At 73.8% G+C, this 21,139-nt stretch carries 16 protein-coding genes and 1 pseudogene; 14 read left to right on the forward strand and 3 right to left on the reverse strand.

What is annotated here, in order from left to right:
• Window positions 1-32 precede the first annotated feature (32 nt).
• Window positions 33-1,736, forward strand: a complete 1,704-nt coding sequence (locus tag B100_RS33655; RefSeq protein WP_024883284.1) for a cell division protein PerM — start codon at window positions 33-35, stop codon at window positions 1,734-1,736.
• 42 nt (window positions 1,737-1,778) lie between these two features.
• Here B100_RS33655 and B100_RS0104690 read toward each other — a convergent pair whose 3' ends face one another.
• The gene (locus B100_RS0104690; RefSeq protein WP_024883285.1) at window positions 1,779-2,573 is read right to left on the reverse strand and encodes a hypothetical protein; all 795 of its coding nucleotides are present in this window, start codon (window positions 2,571-2,573) and stop codon (window positions 1,779-1,781) included.
• Between the two features lie 387 nt (window positions 2,574-2,960).
• Here B100_RS0104690 and purN point away from each other — a divergent pair, with 387 nt between their 5' ends.
• Together purN and purH are read left to right on the forward strand one after the other, a co-directional pair.
• A complete protein-coding gene (purN, locus tag B100_RS0104695) occupies window positions 2,961-3,599 on the forward strand; it encodes a phosphoribosylglycinamide formyltransferase (RefSeq protein WP_024883286.1) in 639 nt (212 codons plus the stop codon).
• A complete protein-coding gene (purH, locus tag B100_RS0104700; RefSeq protein WP_024883287.1) occupies window positions 3,596-5,158 on the forward strand; it encodes a bifunctional phosphoribosylaminoimidazolecarboxamide formyltransferase/IMP cyclohydrolase in 1,563 nt (520 codons plus the stop codon). The genes purN and purH overlap by 4 nt, the downstream gene beginning before the upstream one ends.
• 141 nt (window positions 5,159-5,299) lie before the next feature.
• On the opposite strand, the pseudogene B100_RS33660 reads toward purH, so the two are convergent.
• Window positions 5,300-5,894, reverse strand: a pseudogene (locus B100_RS33660) (FHA domain-containing protein); the annotation flags it as partial.
• Window positions 5,895-6,124: 230 nt separating this feature from the next.
• Entirely contained in the window at window positions 6,125-6,709 is a 585-nt protein-coding gene (locus B100_RS0104710) for a hypothetical protein (protein ID WP_024883288.1), read from the reverse strand.
• Between the two features lie 293 nt (window positions 6,710-7,002).
• Between B100_RS0104710 and B100_RS0104715 the strand changes: the two genes are divergently transcribed.
• The 11 genes from B100_RS0104715 (at window position 7,003) to B100_RS0104770 (ending at window position 21,138) form a co-directional block, all read left to right on the forward strand.
• On the forward strand, window positions 7,003-7,857 hold the full coding sequence (locus B100_RS0104715) for a bifunctional methylenetetrahydrofolate dehydrogenase/methenyltetrahydrofolate cyclohydrolase (protein ID WP_024883289.1): 855 nt from the start codon (window positions 7,003-7,005) through the stop codon (window positions 7,855-7,857).
• A complete protein-coding gene (locus tag B100_RS0104720) occupies window positions 7,847-8,353 on the forward strand; it encodes a DUF3017 domain-containing protein (RefSeq protein WP_024883290.1) in 507 nt (168 codons plus the stop codon). Before B100_RS0104715 ends, B100_RS0104720 begins: the two co-directional genes overlap by 11 nt.
• A gap of 395 nt (window positions 8,354-8,748) precedes the next feature.
• A complete protein-coding gene (locus tag B100_RS0104725; RefSeq protein WP_078540717.1) occupies window positions 8,749-9,861 on the forward strand; it encodes a helix-turn-helix domain-containing protein in 1,113 nt (370 codons plus the stop codon).
• Between the two features lie 458 nt (window positions 9,862-10,319).
• The gene (locus tag B100_RS0104730; RefSeq protein WP_024883292.1) at window positions 10,320-11,309 is read left to right on the forward strand and encodes a malate dehydrogenase; all 990 of its coding nucleotides are present in this window, start codon (window positions 10,320-10,322) and stop codon (window positions 11,307-11,309) included.
• Window positions 11,310-11,490: 181 nt separating this feature from the next.
• A complete protein-coding gene (locus B100_RS0104735; protein WP_024883293.1) occupies window positions 11,491-13,176 on the forward strand; it encodes a hypothetical protein in 1,686 nt (561 codons plus the stop codon).
• Window positions 13,176-13,529, forward strand: coding sequence for a hypothetical protein (locus B100_RS0104740; RefSeq protein ID WP_024883294.1), 354 nt, complete (start codon window positions 13,176-13,178; stop codon window positions 13,527-13,529). The genes B100_RS0104735 and B100_RS0104740 overlap by 1 nt, the downstream gene beginning before the upstream one ends.
• A gap of 10 nt (window positions 13,530-13,539) precedes the next feature.
• Window positions 13,540-14,511 carry a hypothetical protein gene (locus B100_RS0104745; protein WP_024883295.1) on the forward strand — a complete coding sequence of 324 codons (972 nt, stop codon included), beginning with the start codon at window positions 13,540-13,542 and terminating at the stop codon, window positions 14,509-14,511.
• Window positions 14,512-14,734: 223 nt separating this feature from the next.
• Window positions 14,735-16,255, forward strand: coding sequence for an aldehyde dehydrogenase family protein (locus B100_RS0104755; RefSeq protein ID WP_024883297.1), 1,521 nt, complete (start codon window positions 14,735-14,737; stop codon window positions 16,253-16,255).
• A 160-nt stretch (window positions 16,256-16,415) separates the two neighbouring features.
• Window positions 16,416-17,948 carry a GMC oxidoreductase gene (locus B100_RS0104760; protein ID WP_024883298.1) on the forward strand — a complete coding sequence of 511 codons (1,533 nt, stop codon included), beginning with the start codon at window positions 16,416-16,418 and terminating at the stop codon, window positions 17,946-17,948.
• On the forward strand, window positions 17,945-19,189 hold the full coding sequence (locus B100_RS0104765; RefSeq protein WP_024883299.1) for a glycine betaine/L-proline ABC transporter ATP-binding protein: 1,245 nt from the start codon (window positions 17,945-17,947) through the stop codon (window positions 19,187-19,189). Before B100_RS0104760 ends, B100_RS0104765 begins: the two co-directional genes overlap by 4 nt.
• Entirely contained in the window at window positions 19,189-21,138 is a 1,950-nt protein-coding gene (locus B100_RS0104770; protein ID WP_024883300.1) for an ABC transporter permease subunit, read from the forward strand. The genes B100_RS0104765 and B100_RS0104770 overlap by 1 nt, the downstream gene beginning before the upstream one ends.
• The last annotated feature ends 1 nt before the right edge of the window (window position 21,139 follow it).

The raw sequence follows: 21,139 nt of genomic DNA on the forward strand, positions 1-21,139 counted from the left end.
GGATAAGCGCGTGTCGTTGGGAGCATGGCGGCGTGATCCAGACGACCGTCCGCCGTTCGCTGCCGGCCTCCCTGCTCCTGCGGGTGCGCCACCGCTCGCCGGGGCTGGCCTCCGGGCTCGTCGGGGGTGCCCTTGCCGCAGGGCTGGGCCTCGCGGCGTGCACCGTCCTCGTGATGCTGCTGTGGGTCAGCTCGCCCTACCCCGACAGCGGGCCCGGTGGCGCCCTGCATGTCGCGACGGCGCTGTGGCTGCTCGCGCACGGCACCGAACTGGTCCGCGTCGACACCCTCTCCGGCGGCCCCGCCCCGATGGGCGTGCCCCCGCTGCTGCTCCTCGTGGTACCGGTGTGGCTGCTGCACCGCGCGGCCCGCGACGCCGCAGAGGGGGGCGCCCGGGACCACGCCCGGCTGGTCCCCGGCCGTACCGCGTGGACCGGCGTCGTCCTCGGCTACCTCGCCGTCTCCGCCCCCGCCGCCCTCTACGCGGCCGGCGGCGTGCTGCGTCCCGCGGCGTGGACGGCGGTATGCGTGCCGCTGGTCGCCGTCGTGGCGGCCGGGACCGGGGTGTGGACCGCCTACGGCCGGCCGAGCGGGCCGCTGGAGCAGCTGCTGGGCGCGGTCCTGCCCCGGGGCGTACGCCATCTGGTGCTGGGTCCTGACGGCCGCCCCGGTGTCGCGGCACGGGCGGCGGCGGCCGGGGCGGTGGTGCTCGTCGCGGGCGGGGCGGTGCTGCTGGTGGTGTCGCTGGGCGCGCACGCCGGGGAGACCCGCTCGGCCTTCGGGCGGCTGACCGAGGGCTGGTCGGGGTGGCTCGCGGTGGGGCTGCTCTGTCTCACCCTGCTGCCGAACGCCGCCGTGTGGGCCGCGGCCTACGCCCTCGGCCCCGGCTTCCTGCTCGGAGCGGGAGCCCCGGTGACGCCGCTCGCCGCCGGGGCGGCGCCGCTCCTGCCGCCGTTCCCGCTGCTGGCCGCGGTGCCGGACCCGGGCGCGGGCACGGCGGTGCACTGGGCGGCCGGGGCGGTGCCGCTGGCGGCCGGTGCGGTGGTGGGCCGGTACGTCGGCCGCGGGGCCGCGAGGGGCGGGGGACCACCCGCCGCCGCCTGGACGCCGGGCCGGACCGCGGGCGCGGCGGCCCTCGCGGCCGGGCTGTGCGGAATGCTGCTGGCGCTGCTCGCCGGGCTGGCGGGCGGACCGTTGGGTACAGGGGCGCTCGCCCGGTTCGGGCCGGTGTGGTGGCAGGTGGGCGCGGCGACGGTGGTGTGGATCGCGCTGACGGCGGCCGTCAGCGCCCTGACCGTACGGGCCTGGCGCCGCCGGCGGCTGTACCGGCGGGGGGACGGCCGTCCGGGCCGTGCCCCCGCGCCGCGCCGTCCGGTCCTCCCGCGCGCGGTCGACCGGACGCGGCGCCCCCGCCGCCGCTGGTTCACCCGGCGCCGCAAGGGGACCCCCCGCACGGCCGCGGCGGTCGCCCCGGACGAGCCGTACCTGCTGCTCGACCACGACCACGACGGCACCGCCGACCTCCGTCCGCGACCCGCGCCCGGCCACGACCGGCAGTCCCCCGTCCCGGCGGCGACGGACCCCACGCCCCCGCGCGGGTCCTCCGACCTGCCCGGGCTCGATCCGGACGACGACCCCTACCCGCTCCCCGGCCACGGCGACGGCCCGCCCTCGGCCCTCGACGTACGGCAGTGGCGGTCGGCCCCCGCGAACGGAGAACCCCGCCCTCCCGCGTGAGCGGACGGACGGGGTTCGGCTGCCTTCGGGCGGCCCTCCGGATCAGCTCTCCTCGTCCAGCAGTCCTCGCCAGAACTCCGGCAGGTGCTCGCCGCAGGACTGGCGGGCCTGCTGCGTGAGGGCGTCGCTGGTGCACTCGTAGTAGTCGCTGAAGACCAGGCGGGCCGTGAAGGACCCGGCCACCAGAACCAGCGCCAGCGACGCCGTGACCAGGCCGCTCACCGCCGCCGTGGTCTGCGGCCGGCCCTTCTGCCGCTCGGGCGCCGGGGTGTCCGGGTCCTGCCCTCGGGGCTTGGCGCGCAGGGCGCTGATGCTCCAGTACAGGGCCAGCGCACCCAGCAGCAGCGCCAGGTACGTCCAGCTGAAGAGGGCGAAGAAGAAGGCCCACATGCCGCCCAGCAGGGCGTAGCGCGCGCGGCGCTGGGCCGGGTCCGTGGGGTCCCAGCGCATGCCCGGGCCCGGCTGGCCGCCGCCGCCCTGGCCCTCCGGTCCGCGCGGGCGCTCGCCGAAGCCGCCGGAGGAGCGGCCGGGCTGGCGGTCGCTCCAGTTGCGGCCCCACGGGGAGCGGTTGCCCCCGTCCTCGCCGCCCGAGGGGTGCCGGGGCTGCCAGGGGCGGTCGGGCGTGCCCTCCGGCGGGGGCGCGAACGGGTTGTCGTCCTGGCCGGCCCCCTGGCCGCCTCGGGAGTCCTGGCCCTGGCCCTCACGGCGGTCGTCGCCGTCGCCGCGGGGGGCGTCGGGCGGCGAGGAGGGGCGCTCCCGCAGCAGCACGGCGCCACGCTCCCCTCCCTGGGCCGACTGCTGGGGGAACGTGAGGAGTCGCAGGGTGCGGTCCGGCATCAAGTGAGCGTCTTCCCCTTTGTGAAGCACGGCGTGGTACGGCGTGACCGCCTCGCACGACGTATCGACTACGAGTGAGCTGTGAGCTGGTGCGTTCCCGTCAGCTCCGCGCGGCCCGGGTCCGTCGCCCTGTGAACGATCGGTGCGCGGTCGGCGTTCCCGTGCGCCCCGGCGTCCAGGGACCGGCGTACCCCGGCCGGCTCCCACCAGACGCTACCTTCCGGCCAGGCCCCCGTCCCGTGGGGGCCCGTCGGGAGTGCCGGTATCGTTGCTGCCGGTCGGCCGCTTCGTAGGCTTCCCCGTATCAGGGGGCGCGAAGCATTCGTAGGAATGTACAAAGCGCTGTGCCGCCGACCGTACAGACGCTCCCCGAGAAAGGGCCCCATCGTGGCCGCCAAGCCCGTGGCCGAGCGCGCCAGGCGTCTCGTCGTGCTGGTCTCCGGATCCGGCACCAACCTCCAGGCGCTCCTCGACGAGATCGCCGCCACCGGCACCGAGGCCTACGGGGCCCAGGTCGTCGCGGTCGGCGCCGACCGCGAGGGCATCGAGGGGCTGGCCCGGGCGGAGCGCGCCGGGCTGCCGACCTTCGTGTGCAAGGTCAAGGACCACCCGGCCCGCGAGGAGTGGGACGCGGCGCTCGCCGAGGCGGTCGCCGCGTACGAGCCCGACCTCGTGGTGTCCGCCGGGTTCATGAAGATCGTGGGGAAGGAGTTCCTCGCGCGCTTCGGCGGGCGGTTCGTCAACACCCACCCCGCCCTGCTGCCCAGTTTCCCGGGAGCCCACGGCGTACGGGACGCGCTCGCGTACGGCGCCAAGGTCACCGGCTGCACCGTCCACTTCGTCGACGACGGCGTCGACACCGGGCCGATCATCGCGCAGGGCGTGGTGGAGATCCGGGACGAGGACGACGAGAGCGCTCTGCACGAGCGCATCAAGGAAGTCGAGCGAAAGCTGCTCGTCGAGGTCGTGGGGCGCCTCGCCCGCAACGGCTATCGCATCGAGGGACGAAAGGTAGTTATCCAGTGACCGCCGAGAGCAACAAGCGGGCCATTCGACGGGCGCTCGTCAGCGTCTACGACAAGACCGGCCTCGAAGATCTCGCGCGCGGCCTGCACGAGGCCGGGGTGGAGCTCGTCTCCACCGGGTCCACCGCCGCGAAGATCGCCGCCGCGGGCGTCCCCGTGACCAAGGTCGAGGAGCTCACCGGCTTCCCCGAGTGCCTGGACGGCCGCGTCAAGACGCTGCACCCCAAGGTCCACGCCGGCATCCTCGCCGACCTGCGCCTCGCCGACCACCAGCAGCAGCTCAAGGACCTCGGTGTGGAGCCGTTCGACCTCGTGGTCGTGAACCTCTACCCGTTCCGCGAGACCGTCGCCTCCGGTGCCACGCCCGACGAGTGCGTGGAGCAGATCGACATCGGCGGCCCCTCGATGGTCCGCGCAGCCGCCAAGAACCACCCGTCGGTCGCCGTCGTCACCAGCCCCGCCCGCTACGGCGACGTCCTCGCCCGGGTCCAGGACGGCGGCTTCGACCTCACCACCCGCAAGCGGCTCGCCGCCGAGGCCTTCCAGCACACGGCCGCCTACGACGTGGCCGTCGCCTCCTGGTTCGCCTCCGAGTACGCCCCGGTCGACGACTCGCGGTTCCCCGACTTCCTCGGCTCCACCTGGGAGCGCAAGAACACCCTCCGCTACGGCGAGAACCCGCACCAGCCCGCCGCGCTCTACGTCTCCGGGACGGGCGGTCTCGCCGAGGCCGAGCAGCTGCACGGCAAGGAGATGTCGTACAACAACTACACGGACACGGACGCCGCGCTCCGTGCCGCGTACGACCACGACGCCCCGGCCGTCGCGATCATCAAGCACGCCAACCCGTGCGGCATCGCGGTCGGCGCGGACGTCGCCGAGGCGCACCGCAAGGCGCACGCCTGTGACCCGCTGTCCGCCTTCGGCGGTGTGATCGCGGTGAACCGGCCGGTGTCCAAGGAGATGGCCGAGCAGGTCGCGGAGATCTTCACCGAGGTCATCGTGGCCCCGGACTACGAGGAGGGCGCCCTGGAGGCGCTCACCAAGAAGAAGAACATCCGCGTGCTGCGCGCCCCCGAGGCGCCGTCCGCCCCGGTCGAGGTCAAGCCGATCGACGGCGGCGCGCTCCTCCAGGTCACCGACCGCCTCCAGGCCGAGGGCGACGACCCGGCCACCTGGACGCTGGCCACCGGTGAGGCGCTGAGCGAGGCCGAGCTGGCCGAGCTGGCGTTCGCCTGGAAGGCCTGCCGTGCGGTGAAGTCCAACGCGATCCTGCTCGCCAAGGACGGCGCCTCCGTCGGCGTCGGCATGGGCCAGGTCAACCGCGTCGACTCCGCGAAGCTCGCCGTCGAGCGGGCCGGTGCCGAGCGGGCCCAGGGCTCCTTCGCCGCCTCGGACGCGTTCTTCCCGTTCCCCGACGGCCTGGAGATCCTCACCGAGGCCGGCGTGAAGGCCGTCGTCCAGCCCGGCGGTTCGGTCCGCGACGAGCTGGTCGTCGAGGCCGCGAAGAAGGCGGGCGTGACCATGTACTTCACGGGCACGCGGCACTTCTTCCACTGACGCGCGAGAGCGGGCCGTGTCCCCGGGGACACGGCCCGCCCGCACGACGGATCAGCAGGGGCGCAGGGACCAGATCGGGTCCCAGGTGGCCGTCCCCGCCTGGTAGGCCCTGGACGTCCAGCGGACGCTGCCGTCCTTGTCTACCTGGCGGTAGTCGATGTTCCACTGCACCGAGGCGCGGGACGCGGCGGGCCGGAGCGGCCGCAGCCGCTCCACCACCTGCTCGACCGTGGGCACAGGCGCGTGCGGCACACCGCGCAGCCGGGGCTCGCACAGCGCGGCCAGCACCGCGAAGTAGCGCTTGGAGCGGTCCAGGGAGAAGGCGGGCGCGGTGGCCGTGCCGTCGTCGTCGCCGTCGGGCCGCACGTGTTCGTGGCACGGCGCCCACACCTCCAGCGGCAGCAGCTCGCCGCAGGCCGGCAGCACGATCCGCGAGAACTCGAACGGCACCGGCGCGTCCAGCCGCCCCGGGCCGACCTTGATGTGCTCGCCCGCGCCCTCCGGGTTCTCCACCACGTACGTCTGCTCCCGGCTGAGGTTGTTCAGCAGCCAGTAGGCGCCCTGCGCGGTGATCTCACCGGCTCTGCGGGAGACCCCGTCGTGCGCGATGCACAGGCCGTTGCCGTGCGGGGCGCGACCGAAGGAGAGGCGCTCGCCGGGGGCCGGACGGAGGCGGTCGCGGGCTCCGGGACCCCCCCGGCGCGGTCGCCGGAGGTACGACGATGAGGCTGTACACGGTGCATCCCCCCATGCCTGACAGCTACTCGGCCAGGGTAGGGCGGCACCTCACCGCCGGGCCTCCCCCGAACGGGTGCGACAGGGGCGTATGACGGGTTTGGCGTGAAAGGCGCGGTCCGGCGCCCGGGGTGCGGTGTGCCGGTGCGTCCCCGGGACGCGCCGAGGCCGTGTCCCCCGGGAACGGGAACACGGCCTCGTGACGTGTGCGGCGGGCGGACGCCCGCGTACTCAGTACCTCGGTCGCCGGAACCAGTCGGTGCTGTCCCGCTTCGCGCAGAACACGATCACCAGGATCGACACGACCCATATGACCAGGCCGAGCAGGTACATGGCGAGTGCGAAGAGGCCGCTGACGATCGCGAACGACGCGTACACGATCGAGCAGACGCGGACCGAGCTGCCGCCCTTGGCGTACTGCAGCAGAAGGATGAGGCCGAGGACCGCGAAGACGGCGGCGAGGCCGGCGAAGAAGACGACGACGCCCTTGCCCAGGTCGGCGAGACGCTCGGCCTCGGCGTCGCCGGTGATGCCGGCCTTGCGCATCTGCTCGTCCCACTGCGCCAGCCCCACGCCGTACACGGCCGCGATGATCACGTGCGCGACGGCGATCACGCCGAGCAGTATCTGCGCGGCGCGCGTGATGCCGGGCATCTGGGTGGGGACGTAACCGCCGCCGTAGGGCTGGGCCGCCGGCGGGGCCGAGGGGTACCCGTAGCCGGGCTGACCGGGCTGTCCGGGCTGCTGGGGGTAGCCGTAGCCGGGCGGCTGGCCCTGGGGAGCCCCGTAGGGGTTGTTCGGGTCGCCGTAACTCATGGCGGGTCTTCCTCCGTTGCGCTGCTGGTGCGGGGACGACGCGAGGCACGGCGCGGAGGAAGTACTACAGATGCGGTCCGTCCCCCCGGTTCTGCCCGCGGCACTGTGCGCTCATCGTTCTTGACCGTTCCTTTCCTTGTCCAGCCGTACGACATATGTGTTGTGCAAGTGCAACATCGCGATCTTGCTCGGATTGAGACCGATGATGATCGAATGCCCGGTACGGCCCCGCACGGCGGACCGGAATGCGGGCGGATTGGAACCGGGGGCCGGTCATCCGCGAGGATGGGGCCATGACCGCCCAGATTCTCGATGGCAAGGCCACCGCAGCCGAGATCAAGTCCGATCTGACCGCCCGCGTGGCGGCGCTGAAGGAGAAGGGCGTCACGCCCGGCCTCGGCACGATCCTCGTGGGGGACGACCCCGGCAGCCAGAAGTACGTCGCCGGCAAGCACCGGGACTGCGCCCAGGTGGGCATCGCCTCCATCCAGCGCGAACTGCCCGGCACCGCCACGCAGGAGGAGATCGAGGCGGTCGTCCGCGAGCTGAACGAGGACCCGGCCTGCACCGGGTACATCGTCCAGCTGCCGCTCCCCAAGGGCATCGACGAGAACCGCATCCTCGAGCTGATGGACCCGGAGAAGGACGCCGACGGCCTCCACCCGATGAACCTCGGCCGCCTCGTCCTCAACGAGCCGGCCCCGCTGCCCTGCACCCCCAACGGCATCATCACCCTGCTGCGCCGCCACGGCGTGGAGATCAAGGGCGCCGAGGTCGTGGTCGTCGGGCGCGGCGTCACCATCGGCCGCCCGATGCCGCTGCTGCTGACCCGGCGCAGCGAGAACGCCACCGTGACCCAGTGCCACACCGGCACCCGTGACCTCGCGGCGCACCTGCGCCGCGCGGACATCATCGTGGCCGCCGCGGGCAGCGCCCACCTGATCCGGCCGGAGGACGTCAAGCCGGGCGCCGCCGTCCTCGACGTCGGTGTCTCCCGCAGCGCCGAGGGCAAGATCGTGGGCGACGTCCACCCGGGCGTCGCCGAGGTGGCCGGCTGGGTCGCGCCGAACCCCGGCGGCGTCGGCCCGATGACCCGCGCCCAGCTGCTGGTCAACGTGGTCGAGGCGGCGGAGCGCAGTGTCGGCTGAGCGGAACGCACCGGGCACCTCCGACGCCCCCGCGGCGCCGGAGGAGGCCGAGGACCTCACCGTCCGTGACCCCGTCAGCGCACCCGACGCCGAGGGCAGACCGCGCCGGGTCACCCGCCGGTTCCCCCTGTTCACCCGGGACACCGCACGCCCCGAGGGCGGCGGCCGGGCGGCCCCCGGTGACGCGCCCGCGCCCGCCCGGCAGTGGCCGATCCTGGCCGTGCTGCTCACCGTGGGCCTCGGTCTGCTGCTGACCGCGCTGGACGTGTTCCGGGTCGGGCTGCTGCTGATCGGAGCGGCACTGCTGGCCGGGGCCGTCCTGCGGTGGGTGGTCCCCGACGTCGGGATGCTCGCCGTGCGCTCCCGCTTCACCGACATCGTCACGTACGGCGGACTGGGGCTGGTGATCGTGGTGCTGGCGCTGATGGTGCAGCCGGATCCGCTGCTGCGGATCCCCTTCCTGCAGGACATGCTGCACTTCACGGTCGACAGCTGAGCTGGGACGGCGGCCCGTCCACACCCCCGTGAGAGGACGGGCCGCCGCCGCGCACCACACTCCTGCACGGTGAACGGCCTGTTCAACGGCTGCCCGGCCGCTGTGGCACGGAAGTGACCGTTCCGGTACGCGCCCCGGAATCCCCGTACAGCCTTGCGATGAGTCATCCGTGGGTTCCGGGGTTCCGTTCGGGCGGGGGGCCGACCGGTGGGACACTGGAGCGCAAGCAACCGGGCGGGCAACGCGGCACGCGCCCTGTTGCTCCCGTGCGCCCCCACCCCGGGAACTGAGACCCGGCCCGGTGGCATCCCTGTGGGTAGCCAGTCGGGACGTGGCCATGGGCACCATGCGCGAGGGAAACACCAGCACGAACCGGGGGGAAGAGGGGGAGAGCAATGCCTCGTTGGAAGGCTTTGCCGGAGGAACTCGATCCGCAGATCAGGGAATTCACCAGCCAGCTCAGGCGGCTGGTGGACCGCAGCGGTCTGAGCGTCGCGTCCGTCGCCGACCGCACGGGCTACAGCAAGACGTCCTGGGAGCGCTATCTGAACGGGCGGCTGCTCGCGCCGAAGGGCGCGATCGTGGCCCTGGCCGAGGTCACCGGGACCAACCCGGTGCACCTCACCACCATGTGGGAGCTCGCCGAGCGCGCCTGGAGCCGCTCGGAGATGCGGCACGACATGACCATGGAGGCGATCCGGATCTCGCAGGCGCGGGCCGCGCTCAGCGAGCTGGCCGGACCGCCGTCGGGCGGGGGCGGACGTTCGCGCGGGGGCGCGGCGCGTCCGGGGGTCGCCGGCCCGGCCGGTGTGTCACCGAGCGTGCCGCCGCAGCCCACGGCCACCGACGTGCGCGACGCGGCCGGCGGCACCGGGGCGCCCGGCGGCAACTCCTGGGGGGTCGCCACCCCGGACGCCGTGTATCCGGGGGCGTACGGCCCCGGGGTGTCCGCGGCCGGCGGTTACGGCCCGCCGCCCGTGGACCCGTCCGGTCGCGACGGCGGTTCCGGCAGGCCCGCGGGCCGTCGGCGTACGGCGACGTTCCTCGTCGGCGCGCTGGGGGCGCTGGTGGTGGTCGCCGCCGCGCTGTACGTCACCGGGACCGAGGACGACAAGAAGAAGGCGCAGGCGTCCCCGTCGCCCACCGTCACCAAGGAGGCCAAGCTGCCCCCGGGCGTGAAGTGCAGCGGCGAGAGCTGTGACGGCAAGGACGCCGAGGTCATGGGATGCAGCGGCGACCTGGTCACCACGGCGAGCACGGCGACCGTCGGCGCCACCACCGTCGAGGTCCGCTACAGCAAGGTCTGCGGTGCCGCGTGGGGGCGCATCACCCAGGCCACGCAGGGCGACACGGTCGACATCACGGCGGGTGCCTTCCAGCAGACCGACTCCGTCGACGCGGCCGGTGACACCGTCACGTACACCCCGATGGTGCCGGCCGGCAGCGCCACCGAGGCCAAGGCCTGCGCGGTGCTGGCCGCGACCGGCGAGAAGGGCTGCACCGAGTAGCGGGGGCGGCCGTCGGCGCGGTGGCCGGATCCGTCATCCGCAGGGGCCGTAAGGGTCCTTTCATGTGAGGGATCCGTGGTGATGCGAATGGTGCGCCGGAGGACGGGCACGCGAAAAGTACCCCCACGGGATCCCGGCACGGTCGGTCCCGGACGGCGGCCGCTCCGTCCTCACCTCTCCCGGACGGAGCGGCCGCCCCCCCCTCTCTCCCCATCTCTTCGCCGCTGCCGGTTACCCGGTGCCCGGACGGTCACTCTGTGGGACGGGCCACAGGGAGCCCGGCCGTGCGCGTCCTCGGATGCGCGATAGCCTGACCGCTGGATCTCTCTTGACGCCAAGAGATCGATCATTCGAACCGGTGATCGATCATCGTGGCGGACGCCGGTCACGAGCCGGAGCGGGATCCCGCACCAGGGGGCAGGGACCGCCCCACCGCCAGCTGTCATACGGAGAACGCCATGACCCGCACTCCCGTGAACGTCACCGTCACCGGCGCGGCCGGCCAGATCGGTTACGCCCTGCTCTTCCGCATCGCCTCCGGCCAGCTGCTCGGCGCGGACGTGCCGGTCAAGCTGCGCCTGCTGGAGATCACCCCGGCGCTCAAGGCCGCCGAGGGCACCGCCATGGAGCTCGACGACTGCGCGTTCCCGCTCCTTCAGGGCATCGACATCACGGACGACCCGAACGTGGCCTTCGACGGCGCCAACGTCGGCCTGCTCGTCGGCGCCCGCCCCCGCACCAAGGGCATGGAGCGCGGTGACCTTCTCGAGGCCAACGGCGGCATCTTCAAGCCGCAGGGCAAGGCCATCAACGACCACGCCGCGGACGACGTCCGCGTCCTGGTCGTCGGCAACCCGGCCAACACCAACGCCCTGATCGCCCAGGCCGCCGCCCCGGACGTCCCGGCCGAGCGCTTCACCGCGATGACCCGCCTGGACCACAACCGCGCGCTGACCCAGCTCGCGAAGAAGACGGGCTCGACGGTCGCCGACATCAAGCGGCTCACCATCTGGGGCAACCACTCCGCCACCCAGTACCCCGACATCTTCCACGCCACGGTCGGCGGCAAGAACGCCGCCGAGGTCGTGGGCGACGAGAAGTGGCTGGCCGAGGACTTCATCCCGACCGTCGCCAAGCGCGGCGCCGCCATCATCGAGGCCCGTGGCGCCTCGTCGGCCGCCTCCGCCGCCAACGCCGCCATCGACCACGTCCACACCTGGGTCAACGGCACCCCGGAGGGTGACTGGGTCTCCATGGGCATCCCGTCCGACGGCTCCTACGGCGTCCCCGAGGGCCTCATCTCGTCCTTCCCGGTCACCGTCAAGGACGGCACGTACGAGATCGTCCAGGGCCTGGAGATCAACGAGTTCTCCCGCACCCGCATCGACGCCTCCGTCAAGGAGCTCGAGGAGGAGCGCGAGGCGGTCCGCGGCCTCGGCCTCATCTGATTTCCGCCTCCCCCACCCTTCTCGGGGCCCCGTACCAGCTCGCCCGGTACGGGGCCCCGCGCCGCTGAGGCCTCAACCGCAACCCTTGGCAAAGCGGTTCGCCGGGGCCCGCCCTTCCCCTATGCTGATGCCCCGTCACTCCCCGTGGCGGTGTCGATCATTCGCGTATCGGGGGATCCGCGTGAGCACTGCCTACGTGCCGCAGCAGCCACAGCGCACGGACGGGACGCTGGCCGGCCTGCCGCCCGTGCCCCCGTACGCCAGCGAGGCGTCGAGGCTGCTGTGCGTGGGGACCTACCTGGACCCCGTCTACCGCAACCGTGTCATCGAGGAGCTCCACCTCAACGAACAGCGGGTCGTGGCGCCCTCGCTCGGCTTCGACGCCGCCCGGGTCCTCGCCCACGCGCTGCGTGCCCGGCGCCTGGAGACACAGTGGGCGGCGGCGATCCTCGGCCTGTGGGTGGTGGGCACACCGGTCAGCGGGGGCCTGCTCGCCTGGCTTCTGATCCCCGGCCTGCTGCTCGCCTCCGCGTCCCTGGCGCGCGGGACCGCCGCGTCGGTGCTCCGCTGGTGCGGCCGCGTCGCGACCGTGTGGTTCCTGTTCATCCTGGGCTCCGCCGCGTTCGGCGGCGGGCAGGACGGCGACGTGGGGTACTCGTCCTCGTACGACTCCGGCGGCACCGATGTGCTGGGTCCGGTCGCCGACGGCATCACGGCGGGCGTCCGGCAGTGGCAGGCCTGGTGCGGGATCGGCGTGCTCGTCCTCATCGGCCTGTGCGTCGCGGCCCGGCGCGACCAGCTGGCCCGCGTCCTCTCGGTGGAACTCTCCCCGGCCCGCTTCCCCGACGCCACCGGCGACCTCGCCGAGCAGGCCCCCGGGCAGCGGTTCCGGCGGCTGACGCACCGCATCCGGGTGGAACAGCACGCCCCGCTCGTCATGTACCAGGAGGCGCGGCCGTTCTGCGGGGCGGGCAAGGCGTACGACACCTGGGTGCTCGCCGTCGAACTGCGGCCGGACGAGGAGAAGGAGCAGCAGCCGCTCAGCAACCGGGCGATCCTCGACCGGATCCGCCCCCTGCTGGAGCAGCTGCGGGTGCCCTCCGAGCACGCGGGCCCCGGTGTCCGGGACCGGCTGCGCCGCCTGGAGATCGACGAGTGCGTGTTCCTGCCCGTCGAGGGACTGCTCCGCCGCGACGAGGCGCCGTACGGAGAGGCGGAGTTCGAGCAGCACCGGGCCCGGGCCGTCGAGGAGGGCGGTGAGAAGCGCCGGCACTTCCTGCGCATCCGCGTCGGCGGCTGGGAGGAGGAACTGGTCGTCACCGTCTTCGTCCGCCTCCACACACAGGGCAGGATGCTGATGCTGGAGATCGCCCCGCACGTACTCACCCCGGTCCGCATGGACTTCAAGGACGCCGACCGCACCTGGCAGGGGTTCCACGAGAACCGGACGGGCCGGATTGCCGGCGCGGCCGTCCGGGTGCTCCGCTCGGTCGGCGACGCGCTGCTCACCCTCGGCCGGGGCGTGCCCTACGCGTGGCGGCTGCTGACCGGCGGCCACGCGCAGGCGCTGCCCGAAGGGCCCGCCCTGTCGGTGCGGGAACTCGCCGCAGTCGGCGCAGGCTCCACCTTCCAGCAGATGGACGTCGCCCGGTATCTGCGCAGCGTCCAGGACCGCATCAGCCGCGGGGTGCGGCTGGCCCTGGGCGAAGCGGGCTACGAGACCGGCGAGTTCGTCCAGAAGATCGTCAACATCAGCAACGGCGCGGTGCACATCGGGCGGGCCGACCACTCCTCGTTCGCCTTTGGAGACCACGCGCGCGCCGAGACGAGGGGCGGCTCCGCGCCGCAGAGGGGATCCGACCAGTGATGGCATCCGACGAGCCCAACGTCAGCATCGGCCGCGCCGACAACTCAGCTTTCGCGTTCGGCGCGAACGCCCGCGCGGAGACCCGCAACACCACCGCCCCGGCACGCGACGAGACCGCCGAGCAACTCCTGGCGGCCGTGCGTGAACTGCGCGGCGACCTCGCCCGGCTGAGGGAGAACGAGCAGGCCGCGCGCCTGGACGCGACCCTCGCCGAGACCGAGGAGGAGATCACCCGCACCGGTACGGCCGGCGAGGGCCGTATGCGGCGGCTGCGGGAGGGTCTCGCGGACGCCCAGAGCATCCTCACCCTGTTCGCGTCGGCCGGGACCGTCGCCGGGCTGCTGGGAATGTGAGAGGGACGCCATGACCGGGGGACCGCGGTACTGGAACGAGGACACCCAGCGCTGGGAGGACGGCGCCGGCGCCACCGCCCCGGCCACGCCGCCGCCCCCGCCCCGCCCGGAGTTCCTCCCGGCGGCCTCCGACGCGGGCCCGCGTGATGTGCCGGACCCGGACGCGCCGACGGGCGTACTGCCCCCGCCTCCCGTCGGAAACTGGTCCCTGCCGGAGCCGCCGCGACCCGCCGCCCGGCCGCTCGCCGGCCGCCGGCTGGTGTGGGGCGTGCTGGGCGGGGCCGCCGCGGCCGGTGTCGCCGTGGCTCTGGTCCTGACGTCGGTCCTCGGGGACGACGGCACGGACGGCCGCCCGGACGACCGGGCCGGCGGCGCGGTGGACACACAGGTACCGCCGTCGGCCGACGAGGAGGTGCCCGGTCCGACGGACGTGGGCACCAACGGCGCCGAACTGTCGTCCGACACCCCCTCGTCCCCGTCCGGCGAAACACCGGAACTTCCCGAGGGCTACGAGCTCCACGAGGACCCCGAGGGCTTCACCATCGCCCGCCCGACGGGCTGGGAGCGGGAGGGCGTGGCGTCCCAGCACGGCATGGACGTCGTCAACTACCGCGCTCCCGACGGGTTCCGCCGGCTCCAGGTGTACGAGGTCGCGGAGCCCTCGCCGGAGGACTCCTTCGAGGTGTTCCTGTCGGACGCCACGCCGAAGGCGGACGGCTTCGAGAAGGTCGCCCTGCTGCCCGTCGAGACGGAGGAGACGTCCGGGATGCGGCTGGAGTACCGGGCCGACTCCCTGCGCGGCGAACCCGAGGTGGGCAGCTGGCACGTCCAGGACGTGCGTTTCCGGGCGCCCGGGGACGGCAAGGTGTACGCGATCGCCGCGTACGGGGCGGCCACCGACGGCATCGATCCCGAACTGGATCTGGTGCTGACGGCCCTCGCGCACTTCTGCCCGCCGTCCACGACCTGCGCCCCGGAGTGATCCGGCGCGCCCTCCGGCAGTCCCGCGTACGTCTCAGCGCCCGTGATCGCCCTCCCTGCACCCTTCCTCCCGTTCCGCCCCACCCGCCCCGCCCGTGACGAGGCGCACTTCCGGCCACGGATTCCGCATGCATCCGGGCCCCATGGGCAGGAGCACCCGGTCCCGGGTAGCACCCATGTGACCCCCCCGGGTGCTGAACAGGAACGGAAGGCAGTAACCGATCATGGCGGACAGCACAGAACTTCGAGCGCGCGACACCATCCACGCGGGAGGCGAGTGGCGGGCCGCCGTCTCCGGGGCCACCCGGGAGATCCTCGACCCGGCGGACGCCCGGCCGTTCGCCCTGGTCGCCGAGGGGGACGAGAAGGACACCGACCTCGCGGTGGCCGCCGCGCGCCGCGCCTTCGACGAGGGCCCGTGGCCGCGCACCCCCGTCGCCGACCGGGCCGCGCTGCTGCGCCGCGTGGCCGGACTCCTCGCTCGGGACCGGGAGGAACTGGGCCTGCTGGAGAGCCGGGACGCGGGCAAGACAGTCGAGGAGGGGCGCGTCGACATCGACTGCGTGGCCGACGCCTTCCGTTACTTCGCCGACCTCGTCGCCGCCGAGGCGCCCGGCCGGGTGGTCGACGCCGGTTCACCCGACGTGCACAGCGTCGTGGTGCACGAGCCGGTCGGCGTCTGCGCGCTGATCACTCCGTGGAACTACCCGCTTCTGCAGGCGAGTTGGAAGATCGCCCCGGCCCTCGCGGCGGGCAACACCTTCGTCGTCAAGCCCAGCGAGATCACCCCGCTGACCACCGTCGCCCTCATCGGCCTGCTGGCCGAGGCGGGACTGCCCGCGGGCGTCGCCAACATCGTCACCGGTCCCGGCCACACCGTCGGCGCCCGGCTGGCCGAGCACCCGGACGTCGACCTGGTCTCCTTCACCGGCGGCCTGGTCAGCGGCACCAAGGTCGCCCAGGCCGCCGCCCCTTCCGTGAAGAAGGTGGCCCTGGAACTCGGCGGCAAGAACCCCAACGTGGTCTTCGCCGACGCCTGCGCCACCGAGGAGGGCTTCGACACCGCCGTCGACCAGGCCCTCAACGCGGCCTTCATCCACAGCGGCCAGGTGTGCTCGGCCGGCGCGCGGCTCATCGTCGAGGAGTCCGTGCGCGACCGGTTCGTCGCCGAACTCGCCCGCCGCGCCGAGCGGATCCGGCTCGGCCGGGGCACCGAGGACGGCGTCGAGTGCGGGCCGCTGGTCTCCGCGCAGCAGCGCGAGAAGGTCGAGGCCTACGTCGAGTCCGCCCTCAAGGAGGGCGCGGTGCTGCGCTGCGGCGGCAAGCGTCCCGAGCCGTCCCCCGAACGCCCCGCCGCCGGGTACTTCTACGAGCCGACCGTCCTCGACCGCTGCCACCGCGAGATGCGCGTGGTGCGCGAGGAGGTCTTCGGGCCGGTCCTCACCGTCGAGACCTTCCGCACCGAGGACGAGGCTGTCGCCCTCGCCAACGACACCGAGTACGGGCTGGCCGGCGGCGTGTGGACCGCCGACCCGGGCCGCGCCTGCCGGGTGGCCGGACGGCTGCGCCACGGCACCGTGTGGATCAACGACTTCCACCCCTACCTCCCGCAGGCCGAGTGGGGCGGCTTCGGCAAGAGCGGCACGGGCCGCGAGCTCGGCCCGGCCGGGCTGGCCGAGTACCGCGAGACGAAGCACGTGTATCAGAACCTGGCGCCGGCGCCGGTTCGGTGGTTCCGCGGCTGACGCCGCGACTCGACGGTGCCGTGACGTCGCACGTCGCGTGGCGGCCGCGGCGCGTGGGGGCTGATCGCTCCCACGCGGAGCCGCATGTCGGCACAGCCCCGCGCCCCTTCAGGGGCGCCCTCCCGGGCGCCCCTCACGTCTGAGCCCTTGGAGCAGCTCCATGACCCAGAGCCCACCCGTCTACGACTACGTGGTCATAGGCGGCGGAACCGCTGGTTCCGTCATCGCCTCCCGCCTCACCGAGAACCCGGACGTCACCGTCGCCGTCATCGAGGGCGGCCCCAGCGACGTCGGCCGCGACGACGTGCTGACGCTGCGCCGCTGGATGGGCCTGCTCGGCGGCGAACTCGACTACGACTACCCCACCACCGAGCAGCCACGCGGCAACTCGCACATCCGGCACAGCCGCGCCCGCGTCCTCGGCGGCTGCTCCTCGCACAACACCCTGATCGCCTTCAAGCCGCTGCCGTCCGACTGGGACGAGTGGGAGCGGGCCGGCGCCAAGGGCTGGGGCGCCGTGCAGATGGAGGCGTACTACGCGCGCCTGAAGAACAACATCGTCCCGGTCGACGAGAAGGACCGGAACGCCATCGCCCGGGACTTCGTCGACGCCGCGCGGACGGCGCTCGAGGTGCCCCGCATCGAGAGCTTCAACAAGAAGCCCTTCACCGAGGGCGTCGGCTTCTTCGACCTGGCCTACCACCCCGAGAACAACAAGCGCTCCTCGGCGTCGGTGGCGTATCTGCACCCGGTGATGGACGAGCGGCCCAACCTGACGCTCTGGCTGGAGACCTGGGCGTACCGGCTGGAGCTGAACGGCACCCGCGCCGAGGGAGTGCACGTGCGCACCAAGGACGGCGAGGAGGTGCTGGTGCGCGCCCGCAACGAGGTGGTGCTGTGCGCGGGCGCCGTCGACTCGCCGCGCCTGCTGCTGCACTCCGGCATCGGTCCCCGGGCCGACCTGGAGGCGCTCGGCATACCTGTGGCGCACCCTCTGCCCGGTGTCGGCGAGAACCTGCTCGACCACCCCGAGTCGGTGATCGTCTGGGAGACGGACGGACCCATCCCGGAGAACTCCGCGATGGACTCCGACGCCGGGCTGTTCGTGCGCCGCGACCCCGAACACGCGGGCCCCGACCTGATGTTCCACTTCTACCAGATCCCGTTCACCGACAACCCGGAGCGACTGGGCTACGAGCGGCCGGAGTTCGGCGTCTCGATGACCCCGAACATCCCCAAGCCGAAGAGCCGCGGACGGCTGTACCTCACCAGCGCCGACCCCGAGGTCAAGCCGGCCCTGGACTTCCGCTACTTCACCGACGAGGACGACTACGACGGCGGCACCCTGGTGGACGGCATCCGCATCGCCCGCGAGATCGCGAAGACCGAGCCGCTCGCCCACTGGCTCAAGCGCGAGGTGGCCCCCGGCCCGGACGTCACCGGCGACGAGGAACTCGGCGAGTACGCCCGCAAGGTCGCGCACACCGTCTACCACCCGGCCGGCACCTGCAGGATGGGCGCCGCCGACGACGACCTGGCCGTGGTCGACCCCGAGCTGCGGATCAGGGGGCTGCAGGGCATCCGGATCGCGGACGCCTCCGTCTTCCCGACCATGACCGCAGTCAACCCGATGATCGGTGTGCTGATGGTCGGCGAGCGCGCCGTCGAGCTGATCGGTGGTGACGCCCGATGACCGCGACAGCCCCCGCCGCCGCGCCCGCGTCCGACGCCGCCGCCCCCGTCTTCTCCGTCGACGGGCTGTGGAAGGTGTTCGGCCCCAAGGCCGACCGGGTCCCCGGCGACCCGGAGCTCGCCGCCCTCGACCCGGCCGGGCTGCGCGCCCGCACCGGCTGCACGGCCGCCGTCCGCGACGTCTCCTTCGACGTCCGCAAGGGCGAGGTCTTCGTCGTCATGGGCCTGTCCGGGTCCGGCAAGTCCACGCTGGTCCGCTGCCTGACCCGGCTGATCGAGCCGACCGCGGGCCGCATCGTCATCGACGGCGAGGACGTCCGCGCCATGGACAAGACCAGGCTGCGCGCGTTGCGCCGGCACCGTGCCGCCATGGTCTTCCAGCACTTCGGCCTGCTGCCGCACCGCACCGTCCTCGACAACGTCGCCTACGGCCTGGAGATCCAGGGCATGGGCCGGTCCGAGCGGCGCGCGAAGGCCGCCGAGGTGGTCGCCAAGGTCGGCCTGGAGGGCATGGAGCAGCGCAGACCCGCCCAGCTCTCCGGCGGCCAGCGCCAGCGGGTGGGGCTGGCCCGCGCCCTCGCCGTCGACCCCGAGGTCCTGCTGTTCGACGAGCCGTTCAGTGCGCTCGACCCGCTGATCCGGCGCGACATGCAGGAGGAGGTGGTGCGGCTGCACCGCGAGGAGGGCCGCACGATGGTCTTCATCACCCACGACCTCCAGGAGGCCCTGAAGCTGGGTGACCGCATCGCCCTGATGCGCGACGGGCGCGTGGTCCAGCTGGGCACGCCCGAGGAGATCGTGGGCTCGCCCGCCGACGACTACGTGCGCGCCTTCGTCCGGGACGTCCCGCGCGAGCAGGTGCTGACCGTCCGTACGGCCATGCGCCCCGCCTCCTCGGCGACGGAGGCGGACACCGGCCCGGCGGTCCGCCCCGACGCCACGGTCTCCGAGGCCATCGAAGCGGTGTCCCGGGCCGGCACCTCCGCCCGCGTCCTGGACGCCGGCCGGTGCGTCGGCGTGGTCGACGCGCAGGCCCTGCTGAACGTGGTCGCCGGCGATGTGGCCGGACCCGGCCGCACGTCCCGCGAGGCGGCGCACGCCTCCGTCGCGCCGGGTGCCGGAGAGCCGGATGCCGGGAACGCGCCGGGTGCCGCAGAGGCCCCGGACTCCCGTGAGGTGCCCGCTCGGCGGGGTGAGCCGGCCGCGCCGCCCGCTGCCGCCGCCGGTGGGGAGCCCGTGTGATGGCGACACTCACCGCGGCCACGCCGAACACCGCACCGCCGGGCGTGCTCCGCCGCCCCGCCGTCCGCAAGCTCGCCGCGCTCGCCGTCGTCGCGGCCGTACTGGTCCCCCTCGCGGCGGGCCGCTGGGGGAGCGGGGCCTGGCCGGACGCACTCACCGTCGACCTCTCCGGGCCGCTCGGCAGTGCCAGCGACTGGATCGTCGACAACCGGGACTCCCACCCTCTCTTCCTCTACTTCCTCGGACACGTCAGCAACGTCGTCGTCATCGCCGTTCGCGCCGTCTACCTCGCCCTCCTCGCCGTCGGCTGGGCGGGAGTGACGGCCGTGGCCGCGCTGACCGCCTGGCGCGTGGCGGGGATCCGGTCGGCGCTCGGGACCGCCGCCGCGTTCCTCGCCTGCGGGCTGCTGGGCATGTGGGTGCCCACCATGCAGACCCTCGCCCTCATGGTGGTCGCGGTCGCCGCATCCGTCCTGGTGGGGGCGCTGCTCGGGCTGGCCGCCGGGCTGTCCGACCGCATGTACCGGGGCCTGCGCCCGGTCCTCGACACCATGCAGGTCCTGCCGGCCTTCGCCTACCTGCTCCCGGTGGTGCTGGTCTTCGGTATCGGCGTCCCCGCGGCAGTCCTGGCCACGGTCGTCTACGCCGCCCCGCCGATGGCCCGGCTCACCGCGCTCGGGCTGCGCGGCGCGGACAAGGAGGTGCTGGAGGCGGTCGAGTCGCTCGGGACGACCGCCCGCCAGCGCCTGCTGACCGCCCGTGTCCCGCTGGCCCGCAAGGAACTGCTGCTCGGCCTCAACCAGACGATCATGATGGCGCTGTCCATGGCCGTGATCGCCTCGGTGATCGGCGCAGGCGGTCTCGGCGACCGCGTCTACCAGGCGCTGGCCTCCGTCGACGTGGGGGCCGCGCTCGCCGCCGGCATCCCGATCGTGCTGCTGGCCGTCGTCCTCGACCGGGTCACCGGCGCGGCCGGCGCCCGCCTGGGCGACGCGCCCGCCCCGAACGCCCGCGTGCTCGGGGCGTACGCCCTGGCCGGCGCGGTCGTCGTCGCGGTCGCCGGACGCCTCGCGGGCCGGCTGGAGTGGCCGGAGAGCTGGGTCGTCGGCGTCGCGGAACCCGTCAACCGGGCCGTCGGCTGGATGACCGCGCACCTGTACTCGGGCGTGCCCGTGGTCGGCGGCACCGCCGACTGGGCCGGCCGCTTCACCACCTGGGTGCTCGACCCGCTCCGCGACGGGCTGCAGTGGCTGCCCTGGTGGGGGGTGCTGCTGCTCGTGGCCGCCCTGGCCTGGCTGATCGGCACCTGGCGCACCACGCTCACCGCCGTGCTCGCCATGGCCGCCATCGGGGTGCTCGGTGTGTGGCAGCCGTCGCTGGACACGCTGTCCCAGGTCCTCGCCGCCGTCGCCGTGACCCTCGTCATCGGCTTCGCCGCGGGCGTGGCCGCCGCCCGCAGCGACCGCGTCGAGCGGCTGCTGCGCCCGGTGCTGGACGTCTTCCAGACCATGCCACAGTTCGTGTACCTGATCCCGGTGGTCGCCCTGTTCGGGGTGGGCCGCGCCCCGGCCGTCGCCGCGGCGGTCGTCTACGCGCTGCCCGCCGTCGTCCGCATCACCGCCCAGGGCCTGCGCCAGGTCGACCCGGCCGCCCTGGAGTCCGCGCGCTCGCTCGGCGCGACCGGCGCCCAGCAACTGCGCCAGGTGCAGCTCCCGCTGGCCCGCCCGGCCCTGCTGCTCGCCCTCAACCAGGGCGTGGTCCTGGTCCTCGCCGTGGTCATCATCGGCGGCCTGGTCGGCGGCGGCGCGCTCGGCTACGACGTCGTCTTCGGTCTCGCCCAGGGCGACCTGGCGACCGGGCTGGTGGCCGGCGCCGCGATCGTCTGCCTCGGCCTGATGCTCGACCGGGTGACCCAGCCCACCGAACGCCGCGCGAAGAAGGGAGCGTGAC

The sequence above is a fragment of the Streptomyces sp. CNH189 genome (genome assembly GCF_000527195.1).